This is a genomic window from Candidatus Synechococcus calcipolaris G9 (assembly GCF_029582805.1).
GTDB classification, from domain to species: Bacteria; Cyanobacteriota; Cyanobacteriia; order Thermosynechococcales; family Thermosynechococcaceae; genus Synechococcus_F; species Synechococcus_F calcipolaris.
Map to the genome: position 1 here is coordinate 144,901 of NZ_JAKKUT010000005.1, position 14,560 is coordinate 159,460.

General features: G+C 52.4%; 8 protein-coding genes. 2 read left to right on the top strand and 6 right to left on the bottom strand.

Going from position 1 to position 14,560, the window contains the following annotated elements:
• Positions 1–47 precede the first annotated feature (47 nt).
• Positions 48–1,136, top strand: a complete 1,089-nt coding sequence (locus L3556_RS13155) for an LOG family protein (protein WP_277867790.1) — start codon at positions 48–50, stop codon at positions 1,134–1,136.
• A gap of 78 nt (positions 1,137–1,214) precedes the next feature.
• Positions 1,215–2,510 carry an adenylosuccinate lyase gene (gene purB / locus L3556_RS13160; protein ID WP_277867791.1) on the top strand — a complete coding sequence of 432 codons (1,296 nt, stop codon included), beginning with the start codon at positions 1,215–1,217 and terminating at the stop codon, positions 2,508–2,510.
• A gap of 110 nt (positions 2,511–2,620) precedes the next feature.
• Here the strand turns inward: purB and L3556_RS13165 are convergent, their stop codons facing one another.
• The 6 genes from L3556_RS13165 to L3556_RS13190 form a co-directional block, all read right to left on the bottom strand.
• The gene (locus tag L3556_RS13165; RefSeq protein ID WP_277867792.1) at positions 2,621–6,127 is read right to left on the bottom strand and encodes an AAA-like domain-containing protein; all 3,507 of its coding nucleotides are present in this window, start codon (positions 6,125–6,127) and stop codon (positions 2,621–2,623) included.
• A gap of 86 nt (positions 6,128–6,213) precedes the next feature.
• Positions 6,214–7,086 carry a helix-turn-helix domain-containing protein gene (locus L3556_RS13170; protein ID WP_277867793.1) on the bottom strand — a complete coding sequence of 291 codons (873 nt, stop codon included), beginning with the start codon at positions 7,084–7,086 and terminating at the stop codon, positions 6,214–6,216.
• Positions 7,087–7,215: 129 nt separating this feature from the next.
• A complete protein-coding gene (locus L3556_RS13175; RefSeq protein WP_277867855.1) occupies positions 7,216–8,001 on the bottom strand; it encodes a pseudouridine synthase in 786 nt (261 codons plus the stop codon).
• Between the two features lie 51 nt (positions 8,002–8,052).
• The gene (locus L3556_RS13180) at positions 8,053–8,583 is read right to left on the bottom strand and encodes a chemotaxis protein CheW (protein WP_277867794.1); all 531 of its coding nucleotides are present in this window, start codon (positions 8,581–8,583) and stop codon (positions 8,053–8,055) included.
• Positions 8,573–11,779, bottom strand: a complete 3,207-nt coding sequence (locus L3556_RS13185) for a hybrid sensor histidine kinase/response regulator (protein ID WP_277867795.1) — start codon at positions 11,777–11,779, stop codon at positions 8,573–8,575. The genes L3556_RS13180 and L3556_RS13185 overlap by 11 nt, the downstream gene beginning before the upstream one ends.
• A gap of 6 nt (positions 11,780–11,785) precedes the next feature.
• Complete coding sequence (locus tag L3556_RS13190; RefSeq protein ID WP_277867796.1) at positions 11,786–14,521, bottom strand: methyl-accepting chemotaxis protein; 2,736 nt, start codon at positions 14,519–14,521, stop codon at positions 11,786–11,788.
• Positions 14,522–14,560 lie beyond the last annotated feature (39 nt).

The following is a 14,560-nucleotide window of genomic DNA, read 5'->3' on the forward strand; positions in this document are numbered from 1 at the left end:
AGTGAACCGCGCCTGATAAAATAGGGTGTTAACATTAGCAGGGTGCCATGACCATTACGGCTGAAGCGTTGCAAGCCCTGAAGCAACAATTAGTAGATTTAGTTGATGGCCTAGATAGCTCTCCCCACGGCGAACTGATTTATCAAACTTTAACCACCTTTGCTCACCTAACTGAGGAAGAGTTAGAACGACTCGACTGGAAGATTTTGCGCTCCTCCCTGCGGGACATGCACCAGGCCCTACGGGTCTTTGCCCCCTATCGCCATACCCGTAAAATATCCATCTTTGGCTCGGCCCGTACCCCCAGCGATCATCCTGCCTATGCCATGGCAGCGGAGTTTGCCCAAAAAGCCACCGCCCAAGGATTTATGGTAATGACTGGCGCGGGCGGAGGCATTATGGAAGCGGGTAACAAGGGAGCTGGTGCGGAAAATTCCTTTGGACTCAATATTGACCTTCCCTTTGAACAGGGGGCCAATGCCTATATTGAAGGGGATCCACGCCTGATTCATTTCAAATACTTTTTTACCCGCAAACTCTTCCTATTAAAAGAAACTGATGCGATCGCCGTCTTTCCGGGGGGATTTGGAACCCAAGATGAAGCCTTTGAATGCCTGACCCTGTGCCAAACGGGAAAAGCACCACCCACCCCCATGGTTCTTGTGGATGCCCCCGGTGGAACCTATTGGCGCGATTGGGATCAGTATATCCAAAACCAACTCAGTGCCAATGGCCTGATTAACCCGGAAGATCGGCAGCTTTATACCATTACCGATGATGTGAGCCAGGCAATTGAGTCCCTCAGCCAGTTTTATCGGGTCTACCACTCCTGTCGCTATGTCAAGGGGCAACTGGTACTCCGTCTCAATCAAGAGATTACGGATGAGCAGCTAGGGCAACTCAATCAAGAGTTTGGGGATATTTTACTGAGTGGACAGATTGAAAAAACCATCCCCCTGCCTCGGGAATTGGAGGATGAACAGCCCCTAACCCAAACCAACTTTATCCGCACAGTTCACCTTCCCCGTTTGATGTTGCATTTTAATCAGCGGGATTTTAGTCGTCTCTATCAACTGATCCACTGCCTGAATCAAATGGCCACCAGTGAAGCGGCCCAGCATCCTGAGCGCAAATAGTTCTGGACATTCAGCTTTTTCAACGTTTTGAATGTTTTTGTTATTTTCGTTATTTTAGTTTCTTTTTGAAGACATCCTATGATTGAACGCTATACCCTGCCCCCCATGGGAACATTGTGGACTGATGGTTATAAATTCAAAACTTGGCTCCAGGTTGAACTAGCGGTTTGTGAGGCCCAGGCCCAGTTGGGATTGATGCCCCTCTCTGCCCTAGAGACGATCAAAGCTAAGGCGGACTTTGACCCCGATCGCATCCTGGAAATTGAAGCCGAAGTCAAGCATGATGTGATTGCCTTTCTCACCAATGTGAATGAGTACGTGGGGGAAGATGGCCGCTATATTCACCTCGGTCTGACCAGTTCCGATGTCTTGGATACGGGCCTGGCCTTACAATTGATGGCCAGTCTCAACTTGCTTTCCCAGCAACTGGAAACCTTGATCCAGGTGACGCGGGCGAAGGCCCAGGAGCATCGCTATACCGTCATGGTGGGACGAAGTCATGGTATCCACGCTGAACCCATTACCTTTGGCTTTAAGTTAGCGGGTTGGTTGGCCGAACTATTGCGCCATCGCGATCGCCTGTGTCAACTCCATAAAACCATTGCCGTGGGAAAGATCTCTGGGGCGGTGGGAACCTATGCCAATATTGATCCCAAGATCGAAGCAATTGCATGTCAAAACCTAGGACTGCACCCGGATACCGCTTCAACCCAAGTGATTTCCCGCGATCGCCACGGTGAGTATGTCCAGGTTCTTGCCCTATTGGCCGCATCCCTAGAACGGTTTGCCGTGGAAATCCGTAATCTTCAGCGCACCGATGTTCTGGAGGTGGAAGAGTTCTTTTCTAAGGGACAAAAAGGCTCCTCCGCCATGCCCCATAAACGGAATCCGATTCGCTCCGAGCGGTTAACGGGTTTAGCCCGAATCCTACGGGGCAATGCGATCGCTGCCCTGGAAAATATGGCCCTGTGGCATGAACGGGATATTTCCCACAGTGCCGTCGAGCGAGTGATTCTGCCCGATAGTTCCATCCTGACCTACTTCATGCTCGTGGAAACTACCGAGTTGATTCGCACCCTTCAGGTGTACCCAGAAAATATGCAGCGGAATATGAATCTCTATGGTGGGGTCATTTTCAGTCAGCGGGTTCTATTAACCTTGGTGGAAAAAGGAATGGTGCGGGAAGATGCCTATGCCCTAGTGCAACGCCATGCCCATGCCGCCTGGAATCAAGAAAATGGTAACTTCTTAGAAAATCTCAGGGGAGATACCGCCGTTACCGCCCAATTATCGGCGGATGAACTGGCCAATTGTTTTAATCCCCAGCATCACTTGCAGCATTTGGAAGAGATTTTCCAGCGGTTAAGTATTTAACCTCTACTGTCCGAATCTACTGCCTGAGTCTAGGGGTTCACTTTACCGTTTAGGAGAATCGTTTAGCCGTCTTCTTCGGAGCAGCGGATGAGGATCTCAACCTGAGGATATTAACCAGGGCAAACCTGAGCAACATCTTTATTTTGGTAGCGATAGTCCCGTAGCCAGTCACAGGCATACTGCAAGAGTTCCGGCAACGGATAGAAAGCCGTGAGAATAATTTGATCATTTTGACCGGCGATCGCCACCACAGGAGGATTTGTGGCTGAAATATCTACGCCGTAGGAGACACCGGGAACTGCTGTTGTTTGCCCCAGGGGTTGGCCACTGCGGGACCAGAGACTCACGGTACGATCTTGGGATGCGGCGGCAATCATCTGACCGTCCGCACTCAGACCTAGGCTGAGAATACTGCGTAAATGGCCACGAAACTGTTGATGGTTTTGCCCCTGGCCATTCCAAACATTAATCCAGCCCCCGTCCCCCCCCGCAATCAGGGTTTGACCATCTTGACTAAAACGCACCATCGCTAACCAGCCTTGGTTGGGTTCTAAGGTTTGCGCTAGGGTGCCGGCCTCAATGTTCCAGAGTTTGACACTGCCCCCTTCGCCGGTACTGGCTAAAAGTCCAGTCACGGGATTAATGCTTAAACTCCAAATACTTTCCCCCGAGCCACCAAAGCTCAATTGACTCTGATCCTGAAGATTCAACCGATGAATCATCCCCTGACCATCCCCCGCCACCAGATAACGATCGTCGGGACTGACTGCGACGGTGTAGAGTCTTGCCTCACTGTGCCAAAGTTTTTCCGGTGGATCCATCTGTTCCTGTTGCCAGAGATAAATATCGTGACTCGCGGCGATCGCCACCTGTTGACCGCTGCTGGTAAAGGCCAAACTATTAATCCCCGCCGGATCCAGGATCGGTGTTTCCGCTAAAAAGGTACCATCCTTTTGCCAGAGACGTACCCGACCATCTTTTCCTCCCGTGGCCAGGGTTTCACCATCCGGGGCAAAGGCCAGGGCCCAAAGACTCTCTTGATTCGCCGGCCACACCCGATGACGCTGGTTCTTAATCTGCCATAGGTAGATGCCACCGCCGCGATCGCTACTGATTAACCATTCCCCCTGGGTATCAAATTGCACACTATTGACAAACTGCTCATGGCCCCTTAGCTCCGTGTGCAGTAAGCCATTCTCATTCCAGAGGCGAATCACATTATCGTTACTGAGGGTAATTAAATAGCCACGGGGATCATAGCCGACGTAGTACACGGGCGCGGTACTGACTCGCCACTGATTTCGTTGCTGACCATTGCTATCCCATAGTCGTAAAATGCCATCGACCCCCACCGTCGCCAACAGGCCATCACCTAAAAACGTCAAACTATTTTGATCTACCGGCTGATTGGGGGGAGCCTGCCAGTCCGCCTGAAGTTCTCCCCCTAGATTCCAGCGGCGAATATGGCCATCACTACCGGTGGTTGCCAGAAATTGACCATCGGGACTGTAGCTCATACTGTATCCCTGGCCTTGGTGGGCTGAAAATTCCCCCAGTAATTCTCCCTGGTTATTCCAGCGATAGACCCGCCCCTCCTTGCTCAAGGCGGCCATTTCCGTGTTGTCGGGACTAAAGCGAAAACTGACAATTTGGCTGTTGGCTCCCCCTAGTTTAGCCAGGAAGGTGATATCCGGTTTCAGTTGCCAGAGTTCCACCATGCCGGACGTGGTTAACAGAGCGAGGCGATCGCCCTCTCTATGGAAACGGACACCACCAATATCGTCTCGGTTGAGGGGAAATTCAGCCTGGGGTAAACCAGCCTGATTCCAAAGGATTAATTCTCCCCCCTCACTAATGGTGACAATGGTTTCGGCATCGATAAACCCACTCCCCACCATGGAATTTTCTCGGGTATTCCCTGGGGCTTGCCACTGATTGCGGGCGTGAATCTGACCCAGTAGGGTATTCAGGGCAAAGATCGGCCGGGTGGTGGGGTAGTCACTCAGGGGAGTATTCCCAACCAATTCATCTAGAGTACGCCCCGCGGCGATCGCACTGACAAGGGCCGGTAATTCCTGGCCAGAAAAGCGACTTAAGCTATCAATACTCTCCTGTTCTAGGGTCAGACTAATCCGCGAGGCGCGCAGATCATAGTTGGTTTTAATGAGGACGATACCCACCCCCAGGGAGAGTAACGACACCATGGCGAGGGCCGTCATGGCTTGGCGCATCAACCGTCTAGCCCGGTGTTGGGCCTGATCTAAAATAGCATTGGCCGCAGCGATCGCCTGCTTTTCCTGGCGTTCCAGGAGCAAGGTATGCTGCATTTCCCGCTGATTTAGATCTTGGCTGGCGGCAAAAAATTGATAATCTAAGTCCGACAAACTCTTGCCATTGGCCCACAGGAGGGCATCCTGGAGAGCCTGTCCCCGCAACAGCCGTGAACTATCCTGGCCCCCCGATCGCAACCACGCCTGAAAACTATCACTGTAGGGACGTAGCTGGGCGAGCTGCTCCTCCACCCAATTTCCATTGAACACATGGGCATAAATGGGATTAAAGACCTGCAACTGCCCCCACCGCTGGCATACGAGTCCCGTCAAACTTAACGAGCGTTCCTCCGGACTATTATCCAGGGGAATACTGCCCTGCTCTAGAATTTTTTGATACATTCCCAGTAGACGGCCACTCCGCTGTTCATCGGCCAATAGACGGTTTCGTAGGGTTTTTAGATGCTCTGGCTCATCCTGCCGTTCCCAGTCCTGTAAGATCATTTTCTGAATGAGTCGCTCAACATGATCCTCCGCCTCTCCACTAGGGACAAACTGATCCCGAACCTGGAGAAGACGGCAAATTTTCTGGGTGAGAAAGGGTTGACCACCCGTCCAGGTTAAGACTGCCCTTAGGAGTGCTTGGGGCTGATCACTGAGGGAACGAATTCCCTCTAGGAGGGGTGTTGCTTCCTCTAACTGAAACCCTTCTAGGGAAATGGCCCGGCCAATATTAAAGGGGGTGCGTTGTTTATCTTCAATCAGGCGATCGGGGGTGGCTACCCCCAAAAGGGCAAAGGTCAACCGCTGGTAACTGGGATCATCGGCCCGTTGGTTATAGCAGGAACGGATCCAGGCAAAAAAGTCATCGGTGGAAAAGGGCAAGCTCAGGAGGCTATCCACCTCATCAATGAAAATCACCAGGGGACAGGTGCGATGGTGCAGTAAGACCTGTTCCATAAATTCCCCAAGGCGATGAATGGGCGACATGAGTTGGCGATCGCGCCACCAAGACCGTAGATTAAACACATCCGCCAACTGAAAGCTTTGGACAAGGGCACCAATCAGACTGGCATACCACTGATCCGCATTAATATTTTGACTACCGATTTTTGTAATATCTAAGGCCGCACAGGCATAGCCATCCCCCTGAAGCCGCTGCATCACCTGTACCCGCAGGCTGGACTTCCCCATTTGCCGAGAATTTAAGACATAGCAAAATTCACCTGCTCGCAAACCACCGTAGAGGTCGCGATCGGCTTGGCGTTCTACGTAGGTTGGACAGGCACTCGGTAAACTGCCCCCTACTTGGTAGGGGACGGACAGATCAATTTCAGGACTAGACATTAATCAAATTATCAATCAAATTAAAATCCTTTGACCTAGAATCATTCACCCTAGGGATCATTCACCAGGGCGATCGCTGATCATCCCTAGTAGGTAGATGACGTAGAATCTGGGACAGTAGTTGCTTGATTATTCATAGAATTGTTCACAGAGGTCTCCCCAGACCCACTCGGGCCATACTCCTTAACCTCCACATCTCCCAGGGCCCCCATCTTCTCTGCTGGATTATTGTTGTAGGCAATGTTCACGGCTCCCGCATTCCCCGAACGCACAATAATGCGTTCCTTGCCTTTCCAGGTTTGCTCACTGCCGGTTTCCATCATGCCCACAAAAACCATGGTGCCATCCACCTCAACTTCAATCCAGGAATCTCCCTCTAGGGTGACATCCACTTGTACCGGCTGATCGGCGAGGGGGGGAGAGGATTCTGGGCTAGGGCTAGGACTGTTTTGGACTGTTTCCGGGAAAGTTGTGGCAGCGGGAGAGGGACTCGCTTCAGGGGTAGCGGTAACGTCTGGAGCGGTATCCCCATCGGCAATACCTTGGACGGTGGGCTTAAAGATGTAGGCAAGGGCCGCCACTGAGCCAATTACTAGGAAAAAGTAGGCTAAGTATAGGTGAATCGGCCGCAGTTGGGGGGTAGATAAGCGGCGCGGACTCTCTTTCTTTTGCTCAACCGTGTAAACATGGGTTTCCGTCGGATATTCCGATGCGATGACTTTACCCTCTAGGCCAAGGGCATCGGCAAAGCGGCGAATAAACCCTTGGGTATATATTGGCTCCGGCAGGTGGGCGATCGTGCCGGCTTCAATGGCCTCCAGAATGGATTGGCGAATCATTGTTTTGGCGGCAATTTCATCTAGGGGTAAGCCAAGTTCTTGACGCTTTTCTTGTAAGAACGCACCGATTTCCGCCAGTTTTGCTGCCCGATCTTGATCGAGGTGATTCAGATTTGGCATAGCTGTAACTCTCCTTATAGCGACTCTCAGTAAGCATCAGGAACAACCACACATCATGACTTATGATTCAGCCTAGACTATTTCTAGGTTTTAGGATCAATTTGCTAATCCTACCTGCTAAGGGAACCTTCACCCTATGATAGGGGGAAATTCCCCCTTTGAATGTCCGGTTTGTTCTAGTTGGTTTAGCTCATGGTTGGACAATACACGCACCTGGCCCACGTCTAATTTCCCCTGACGTTTGCAACTCAGTTGAATCGGGCCAATGGCCAGGCGATGGAGCGCAAGGACAGAATAGCCTAAGTATTGAGCAATCCGACGAATTTGTCGATTCCGACCTTCGTGGAGGACAATTTTGAGCAGGGTTCTTGGGGTAGGCTGGTCGGATTTTTTAAGGACATTCACTTGGGCGTTTAGGGTTTGCTGGCCATCCAGAGGAATGCCATTTCGCCATTGTCGTAATGCTGACTTCGATGGGCTTCCCTCTACCCAGACATGATAGGTCTTGGGAATATGGTGGCGGGGATGGCTGAGGCAAAAGGTTAGTTCACCGTCGTTGGTGAGAATCAGGGCACCGGTACTGTCCGCATCTAAACGGCCCACGGGATGCAACCCAGGGGTTTCCTGGTAGTGCTTCGGCAAAATATCGAGAATAGTAACCCGTCCCTGGGGGTCATGGCAGGTGCAGATCACCCCTAGAGGCTTGTGGAGGAGAAGGTAAACCCGATCGGGTGGATACTGGGGATTGAGCCATTTCCCGTTATATTCAATGCGATCGCGATCGGGGTCGGCGCGATCGCCCAGGTGGGCCAGTTGACCATTCACCCGAACCCGGCCAGCTTTAATCCATTCTTCAGCTTGGCGGCGAGAGGTAATTCCCCATTGGGAAAGAATCTTCTGAAGACGCTGCTCCATCATTAATCGGACTACAGCCGAGAATTTTTAAAATAGTTATGTCTGAGAATATTATGTTTGCGAAGTGTTCATCTCGGCAAGGGATGCCAGAATTTGCTCTAGGTCAATCACAAAAATAGGGGGTAAATTGGCATTCTCTGGACTGGTGATCATGCGGGAACTGACACCATGAATATTTCCCCAATGTAAGTAGTTCTTTGGCAGGGGCGCAACCTGATCTGCCGGAACCCGCTCCAGAGTGGGTGGATCTGCAATGGGTAAACCAATTAACTCATGATCGCTACTTTCTTGACGTTGCAATAGCAGGAGAAAACGCTGTTGATCTACTTCCGGGGACATCATTGCATCCCTAAATAGGCAGCACCCAATATCAATCACAAAAACTTCTTGATTTTGGTACGTGATGAGGCCAATCCCGCCCCTTTCCGGATCCCCATGGATCTGATGGAGGGGAATAACTTTAAGAACCGTTTCAATGGGGAGGGCAAACTGTTCCTGACGAATGGTAAAGGTGAGAAATTGCCGCAGGATAATCTGTTTGGCCTGACGATGGCGGAGCCGACGGGGGGAATTAATGGCCATGGAGGGTTTCCCCGTTAATGAGTTGGCGGAGGGATTTGAGGAGTTCGGTTTCCCGGAAGGGTTTGCTAAAGTAGGCGGCGGCCCCCAGATTAAAGGCGAGTTGACGGTGTTTATCGCCAGTGCGGGAGGTGAGCATGGTAATGGGTAGCTGTTGGCGATGCCCTAGGGTTTTGACATGGGCCAGAAATCCATAGCCATCGAGGCGGGGCATTTCAATGTCACAGATGACGGCATCGACCCGTAAGTCGGTTTGCAGTTTGTCGAGGGCCTCTTGACCATCCTTGGCCTGTTCCACATGGTACCCTGCTTTTTCCAAGGTATTGGCGAGGAAACGACGGACATTGATGGAGTCATCTACCACCAGAATGGTTTCTTGCTGGGGCAGATTCAGGGTTGGGGCGGGTGGGCGGGCCGGGGCCCCATCTCCCAAGGAGGCGTGATCAAACCAACGCAATAGGGCCAGGGTATCAATGAGGGGGACAATCCGACCATCTCCCAAAATGGTGCAACCACTAAAGCCAGGGGGGAGGCCCATATCTCCGTCCACTTGGCGAATAGTTACTTCCTGTTCTCCCCAATAGCGATCGATTTCAATGCCAATTAAATCATCCCCTTGGGCCAGGAGCATGACGGTGGGATCGTTAATCGTGGGAATGGCATCCATATCTAAGGAGCGATGGGGCCGGCTAAAGCGGAAATAGTCCTGTAGTTGCACGAGGGGAATCATGTAGCCTTGCCAGTCAAGAATTTTTTGACCGACGGTTTCAATAATCGGGTAGCGATCGCGGAGCATCATTTCTTCGATCGCCTCGGTGGGAATCGCCACCAACATCCCTGCCACCTCGGCCAGGAGTACCCGGACAACGGATAGGGTATAGGGCACGGTGATTGTAAAGGTTGTCCCTTCCCCTAGGCGGGTTTCCACCCGGACATCTCCCCGCACTTGGCGCAGGTTGGTACGGACTACATCCATGCCCACGCCCCGGCCCGATAGGGAGGTGACTTGACTGGCGGTACTAAACCCTGGCTCAAAGATGAGGTCAATTAACTCGCGATCTCTGGCACTATTCAGGGTTTGGGAATGAAATCCCAGTTGAAGTGCTTTTTGGCGCAGTTTTTCCGGATCAATGCCGCGGCCATCATCGGTAATGGTGATCACGGTTTGGTTGCCCCGGTAGGTGGCCCGCAACTCAATGTGCCCTTGGGGGGATTTCCCTTGGCGTTGGCGATCGCTGGGGGATTCAAGACCATGGTCAAAGGCATTGCGGACAATGTGCATTAAGGGATCACTCAAAATCGCTAATACCGAGCGATCGATGAGGGTATGGCCCCCTTGAATATCCAGTTTGACCCGTTTACCATGTTCTTGGCAAAGGTGCCGAATTAAGCGTGGATAGCGATTGGCTAAGTCCGCAAAGGGTCGCATCCGAATTTGGGTAAATCGGGTTTGAAGTTGTTTCGCCGTGCGGTTGAGATCTCGGCTAGTATGCTCCGTATCCTCTAGGCCAATTTCTAAATCACTGGTGATTTCCTGGATCTGAACAATGGATTCCATCACCTCTTGGGATAACAGGTGCAGATCACTGTAGCGATCGAACTCTAGGCTATCAAATCCCTGATGCCAATCTCCCCCCGGCAGGGAAGGGGTTAGGGGAGTCGGACTTCGCCCAGGGACAGTACTGAGGGATTCCACCGCGTTCCCCACCACCTTAACTCCACTGCCAAAACGGTCGTAGCCTGTCCGCAAACGAAAATTAGACTGCTCTAAGGCCCGTACTTTGCCCTTGAGCATTTCCAGTAATTGATGGAGCCGTTCCAGTTGTAAATCTAACCCATTCCGTTCAATGGTTAATTCCCCAAACAGATCACTGAGGTGATCCAGTTGTTGAACCGCCACCCGCACGGTCATATCCTGAATTTCCGGGGCGATCGCCCCTGGGGATGGGGTAGCAGGCTGGGATAGTGTTTGCTGATCAGTGGTCTCTTTTTGAGTAGTTTGGCTGGGGAATGAATCTACCCCTAGAATGGTTTCGATGTCATCATCGTCCGTCTCGTCCTCAGCCGTCTCGTTGTCAACTGGCTCACCTTCAACTAGTTCATCGTTCATTGCGGCCAGGCTACCGCTATCCTCCCCTAAGGGGGGAACCTCTAGGGGGAACTCGCCACCGAGGACATCGGCCAAGCCTTCGAGATTGATTTGCTCCAATTCAAAATCCGCAAAGGATTCGCCATCAAAGCTATTCCCTAGGGCTGGTTCGGGGCGATCGCCGGTAACCGTCCCCTCGCCTAATTGGGGAACCGTTGAGTCTTCAAGTTGAATAACCGAAAATTCGTCTTCATCCCGTGCATCAACCTGATCAACTTCATCAATAAAGAGGGCATCCGCTGTCACGGTGGTACTTGATTCTAGGGGCATTACTGGCATCGCGGTGGGATCAAAGTGATCCGGTAGGGCCGTGAGTTGACCAATCAAAACCAAGGCCTGCGATCGCCGCCATTGCTGTAATACCTGGGCTGCCAGAGTTCCCAGGGGAGTGGGGTTACTCTTGAGATAGTCATTGACGGAGGCGCAAAAAGACGTAAAGGCCGGTAGCTCCAGAATTTGACCGAGGCCTTCCAGTTCTTGGGCGGCAATTTCTAGCTCTTCTCGCAAACAGGGTTGGGCCGGGTCAGCAATCACCGCCTCAAGACGCTGAAGACAGGCTTCTACCTCTGACTCAAAGAGCATCACCCGCATATCATTGCCCCCATCTTCCGAGAGCAGAGCCATTTCATCTTCTGCTTGGGGGTCGCCTAATATCTCCTGTAAATGGTTAAAGATGGGATCTGCTTGGCTACTCAGCCAGGAGGGTTTGGGTTCCGTGCCCTGTCGGGTTAGGGTAATGACCTGTTGCAGTTGATCCACTGCCCGGAGCAACTCCTGCTGCACAAAGGCATCCACGGGACGGCCGCCCCGCAAAACCTTAAAGAAATCCTCCATGCGGTGGGCCAATTGACTCAGGTTTTGGAACCCCATCATTGCCGCCCCGCCTTTAATGGAATGGGCCGCCCGCAAAATCCCATCCAGCCGCGATCGCCGCTCCTGCTCAGGAATATCCCCTAGCTCTAGGAGGCCGGTTTCAATCACCTGCAAATAATCCTGGGCTTCCTCCAGGAATTGCAGCCGTACCAGTTCATCTACACTAACGTCGGGCATTGTGATCTAGCCCTCCGCACTCACCTTAAAGGTGTCCACTGAAGCCTGTAGGGTTTGGGCGACGGCTACCGTTTCTTGCAGGGAATCGGAAATATGTTGAGAGGTGGCGGACATCCCCTCCGAGACCTTGGCAATGTCCTTCATCAGCGTGTTCACCGTATTGGAGGTGTGGGACTGGGACACGGTGGATTCGGAAATAGACTGCACCAGTTCATCAATGTGGTGGGACACTTCCACAATTTCCTCCAGGTTTTTCTTGGCGGTTTCCACGAGGCGGGTTCCCTCCACCACCTGGGATGTGCCGGTTTCCATCGCCGCTACTACTTCGTTGGTCTCCTGTTGAATCGCTTCCACAATCTGTTCAATTTCCTTGGTTGCCGCCGCCGATCGCGCCGCCAGTTCCCCCACTTCTTCCGCAACCACTGCAAAACCACGGCCTTCTTCCCCTGCCCGCGCCGCCTCAATACTAGCGTTAATGGCTAAAAGGTTTGTTTGTAGGGCAATCTGGTTAATCAGCGAAATCACCTTAGAAATCTGTTGGGAGGACTCCCCTAATCGCTTCACTTTTTTAGCGGTTTCGGCAACGGTTTCCCGGAGATGCATAATACTCTGCACCGTTTCATCCATCGTTTCCCCACTGGTTTGGGCGGTTTCTGAGGCATGACGGGCAACCTCAGCGGCTTGGTTGGCACTGTGGGTCACGGATTCAATAGAGGCAGACATCTCTTCGATCGCCTCCAGCATCCGATTAATTTTCTTGGCCTGGCGCAGGGATTCCTTCGCAAGCTGGCCCATGGCGGTTTCATCTTCACTGAGGGACGCATTCACTTGACTGGTGGCGGTTTTTACCTGGATCACCACTTCCCGCAGACTTTCAATCAGGGAGTTAAAGATGTCCGCCACCGTGCCAATTTCCCCGGCGGTAATGTCAGCCCGCACCATCAGGTTCCCCTGGGAGGCTTCTTCAACCTCCGAGAGCAAGTTAATCAGTTGTAGTTGAATATCTTCCGTTTGACGTTGGCGATCGGCCGCCAGGGTTTCTGCTTTTTGGCGGGCGGCCTCCGTCTCCCGCAGGAAGTTGGCCCGCTCAATCACTAAGCCGAGTTGGGTTGCCAATTGGGTGAAGAAATCAATTTCCGACTGTTGCCATTGGCGGGGGGCATCACACTGGTGGGCAATGAGGAGGGCAACCAGCTTCTGCTCGACGAGCATGGGGGCGACAAGATTGGCTTTCACGCCTAGGGGCTTTAATTGACCCAAGTAACACTCGTTTAAGTTGGCGGCATCAATGTCGGCGGTGGCCTGTACCCGCCCTTTTTCATAGGCCTTAATCCAGTTTTTGCGGAAGCAAGGATCGTCAATGGTTTGCTCTAGGGCCTTGGGCCAACCCTCGCCCACGGACTCTGCCACCACCGTACCGACCCAGTTGGGATCAAATTCGTAGACAATGACCCGATCGCTTTGGAGTATCTGGCGAATGTCGGCCACCCCCTGGGCTAAAATTTCCGAGGTGGATTTGAACTGGGACAAGCGCAGGGTTAAATCCCGGAGAAACTTGGCCCGCTGTGCTTCTAGGGCCTGCTGGGTATTGGCGGCTTCCGTCCGCGCTAAAAGATTGGCCCGGACGAGGGCTAACCCCACCTGGGTGGCCATCTGGGTAAAGAAACTCACTTCAGCGGTTTGCCATTGGCGCGGCCCAGAGCATTGATGGGCAATTAAAAGAGCCACCAGTTTTTGATCGACGACGAGGGGAGCCACCAAATTTGCTTTTACCCCTAGGGGTTCCAGTTGCTTTAGGTAGCAGTCATTCAGATTAGCCTGGTAAATATCGGCGGTGGCCTGAACCCGTCCCTTTTCGTAGGCCTTAATCCAGTTTTTGCGGAAGCAGGGGTCATCAATGGTTTGCTCTAGGGCCTTGGGCCAACCGTCCACCACGGACTCTGCCACCACCTTGCCAGCCCAGTTGGTGTCAAATTCGTAGACAATGACCCGATCGCTCTGGAGAACCTGCCGGATTTCGGTGACGGCGGTGTCCAAAATGTCGGTGGGCGTTTCCTGCTCGGCAATACGGAGGGTCATTTGGCTTTGGCACTTCCCTAGGTAGGCCTCTCGGGATTGTTTAGAAAGAATGCCTTGAATTTGTATGGCCATGTGGTTGATGTTTTGGCCAAGATGGGCTACCTCATCTTCCCCAGTTACGGATAAACGGGCGGAGAAGTCCCCCTGGCTCAATTTTTCAACGGTTTCATTGGCGGCAATCAGGGGCCGTAAACTGCGCTTGATCAGGTAGGCGGCGATCGCCCCAACCCCCAAGGCCGTAATCAGGGTACCGCCCACCACCACCCATTGCAAATGTTGCAGATCATTGACCCGTTGGCGTAGATAGATTTCAGCGGCTGGGTTTTCTCCCTGTTGGCTGCGGGCACGGGCAACCGATTGCTCCATGGACCAGTAGGCCACGCCGCCGACTGCGACCACCGGAATCACCCCTAGGGCAAGGGCCGTGGCTAGTAACTTGGCCTGCAAGCGGGCCCTGGGTGGAGATGGTTTTTCGGCAAGGGGAGAAGGCTGAATATCCGTTGTCCCTGGGGCTTGACTAGACACGCCATTGCTACCATGACCATTGGCTCCATTGGTAACTTCGGGATGGGCATTCAAAACCGAATCGGGTAAAACCGGGGGCTGAATTGGGGCCGTAGCTCCTTTTTTGGAGGGGTTAGGATTGGGTTGGGTACGGGTCATCGTCGCATCACCTAAAAATTAATAATTTTCAAATAAAAT

What these genes read in the sequence shown, in the direction of transcription:
- L3556_RS13190 (WP_277867796.1), bottom strand. Translation starts at nt 14,521, where the DNA reads ATGACCCGTACCCAACCCAATCCTAACCCCTCCAAAAAAGGAGCTACG.
- L3556_RS13155 (WP_277867790.1), top strand. Translation starts at nt 48, where the DNA reads ATGACCATTACGGCTGAAGCGTTGCAAGCCCTGAAGCAACAATTAGTA.
- L3556_RS13165 (WP_277867792.1), bottom strand. Translation starts at nt 6,127, where the DNA reads ATGTCTAGTCCTGAAATTGATCTGTCCGTCCCCTACCAAGTAGGGGGC.
- L3556_RS13170 (WP_277867793.1), bottom strand. Translation starts at nt 7,086, where the DNA reads ATGCCAAATCTGAATCACCTCGATCAAGATCGGGCAGCAAAACTGGCG.
- L3556_RS13175 (WP_277867855.1), bottom strand. Translation starts at nt 8,001, where the DNA reads ATGGAGCAGCGTCTTCAGAAGATTCTTTCCCAATGGGGAATTACCTCT.
- L3556_RS13180 (WP_277867794.1), bottom strand. Translation starts at nt 8,583, where the DNA reads ATGGCCATTAATTCCCCCCGTCGGCTCCGCCATCGTCAGGCCAAACAG.
- L3556_RS13185 (WP_277867795.1), bottom strand. Translation starts at nt 11,779, where the DNA reads ATGCCCGACGTTAGTGTAGATGAACTGGTACGGCTGCAATTCCTGGAG.
- purB (WP_277867791.1), top strand. Translation starts at nt 1,215, where the DNA reads ATGATTGAACGCTATACCCTGCCCCCCATGGGAACATTGTGGACTGAT.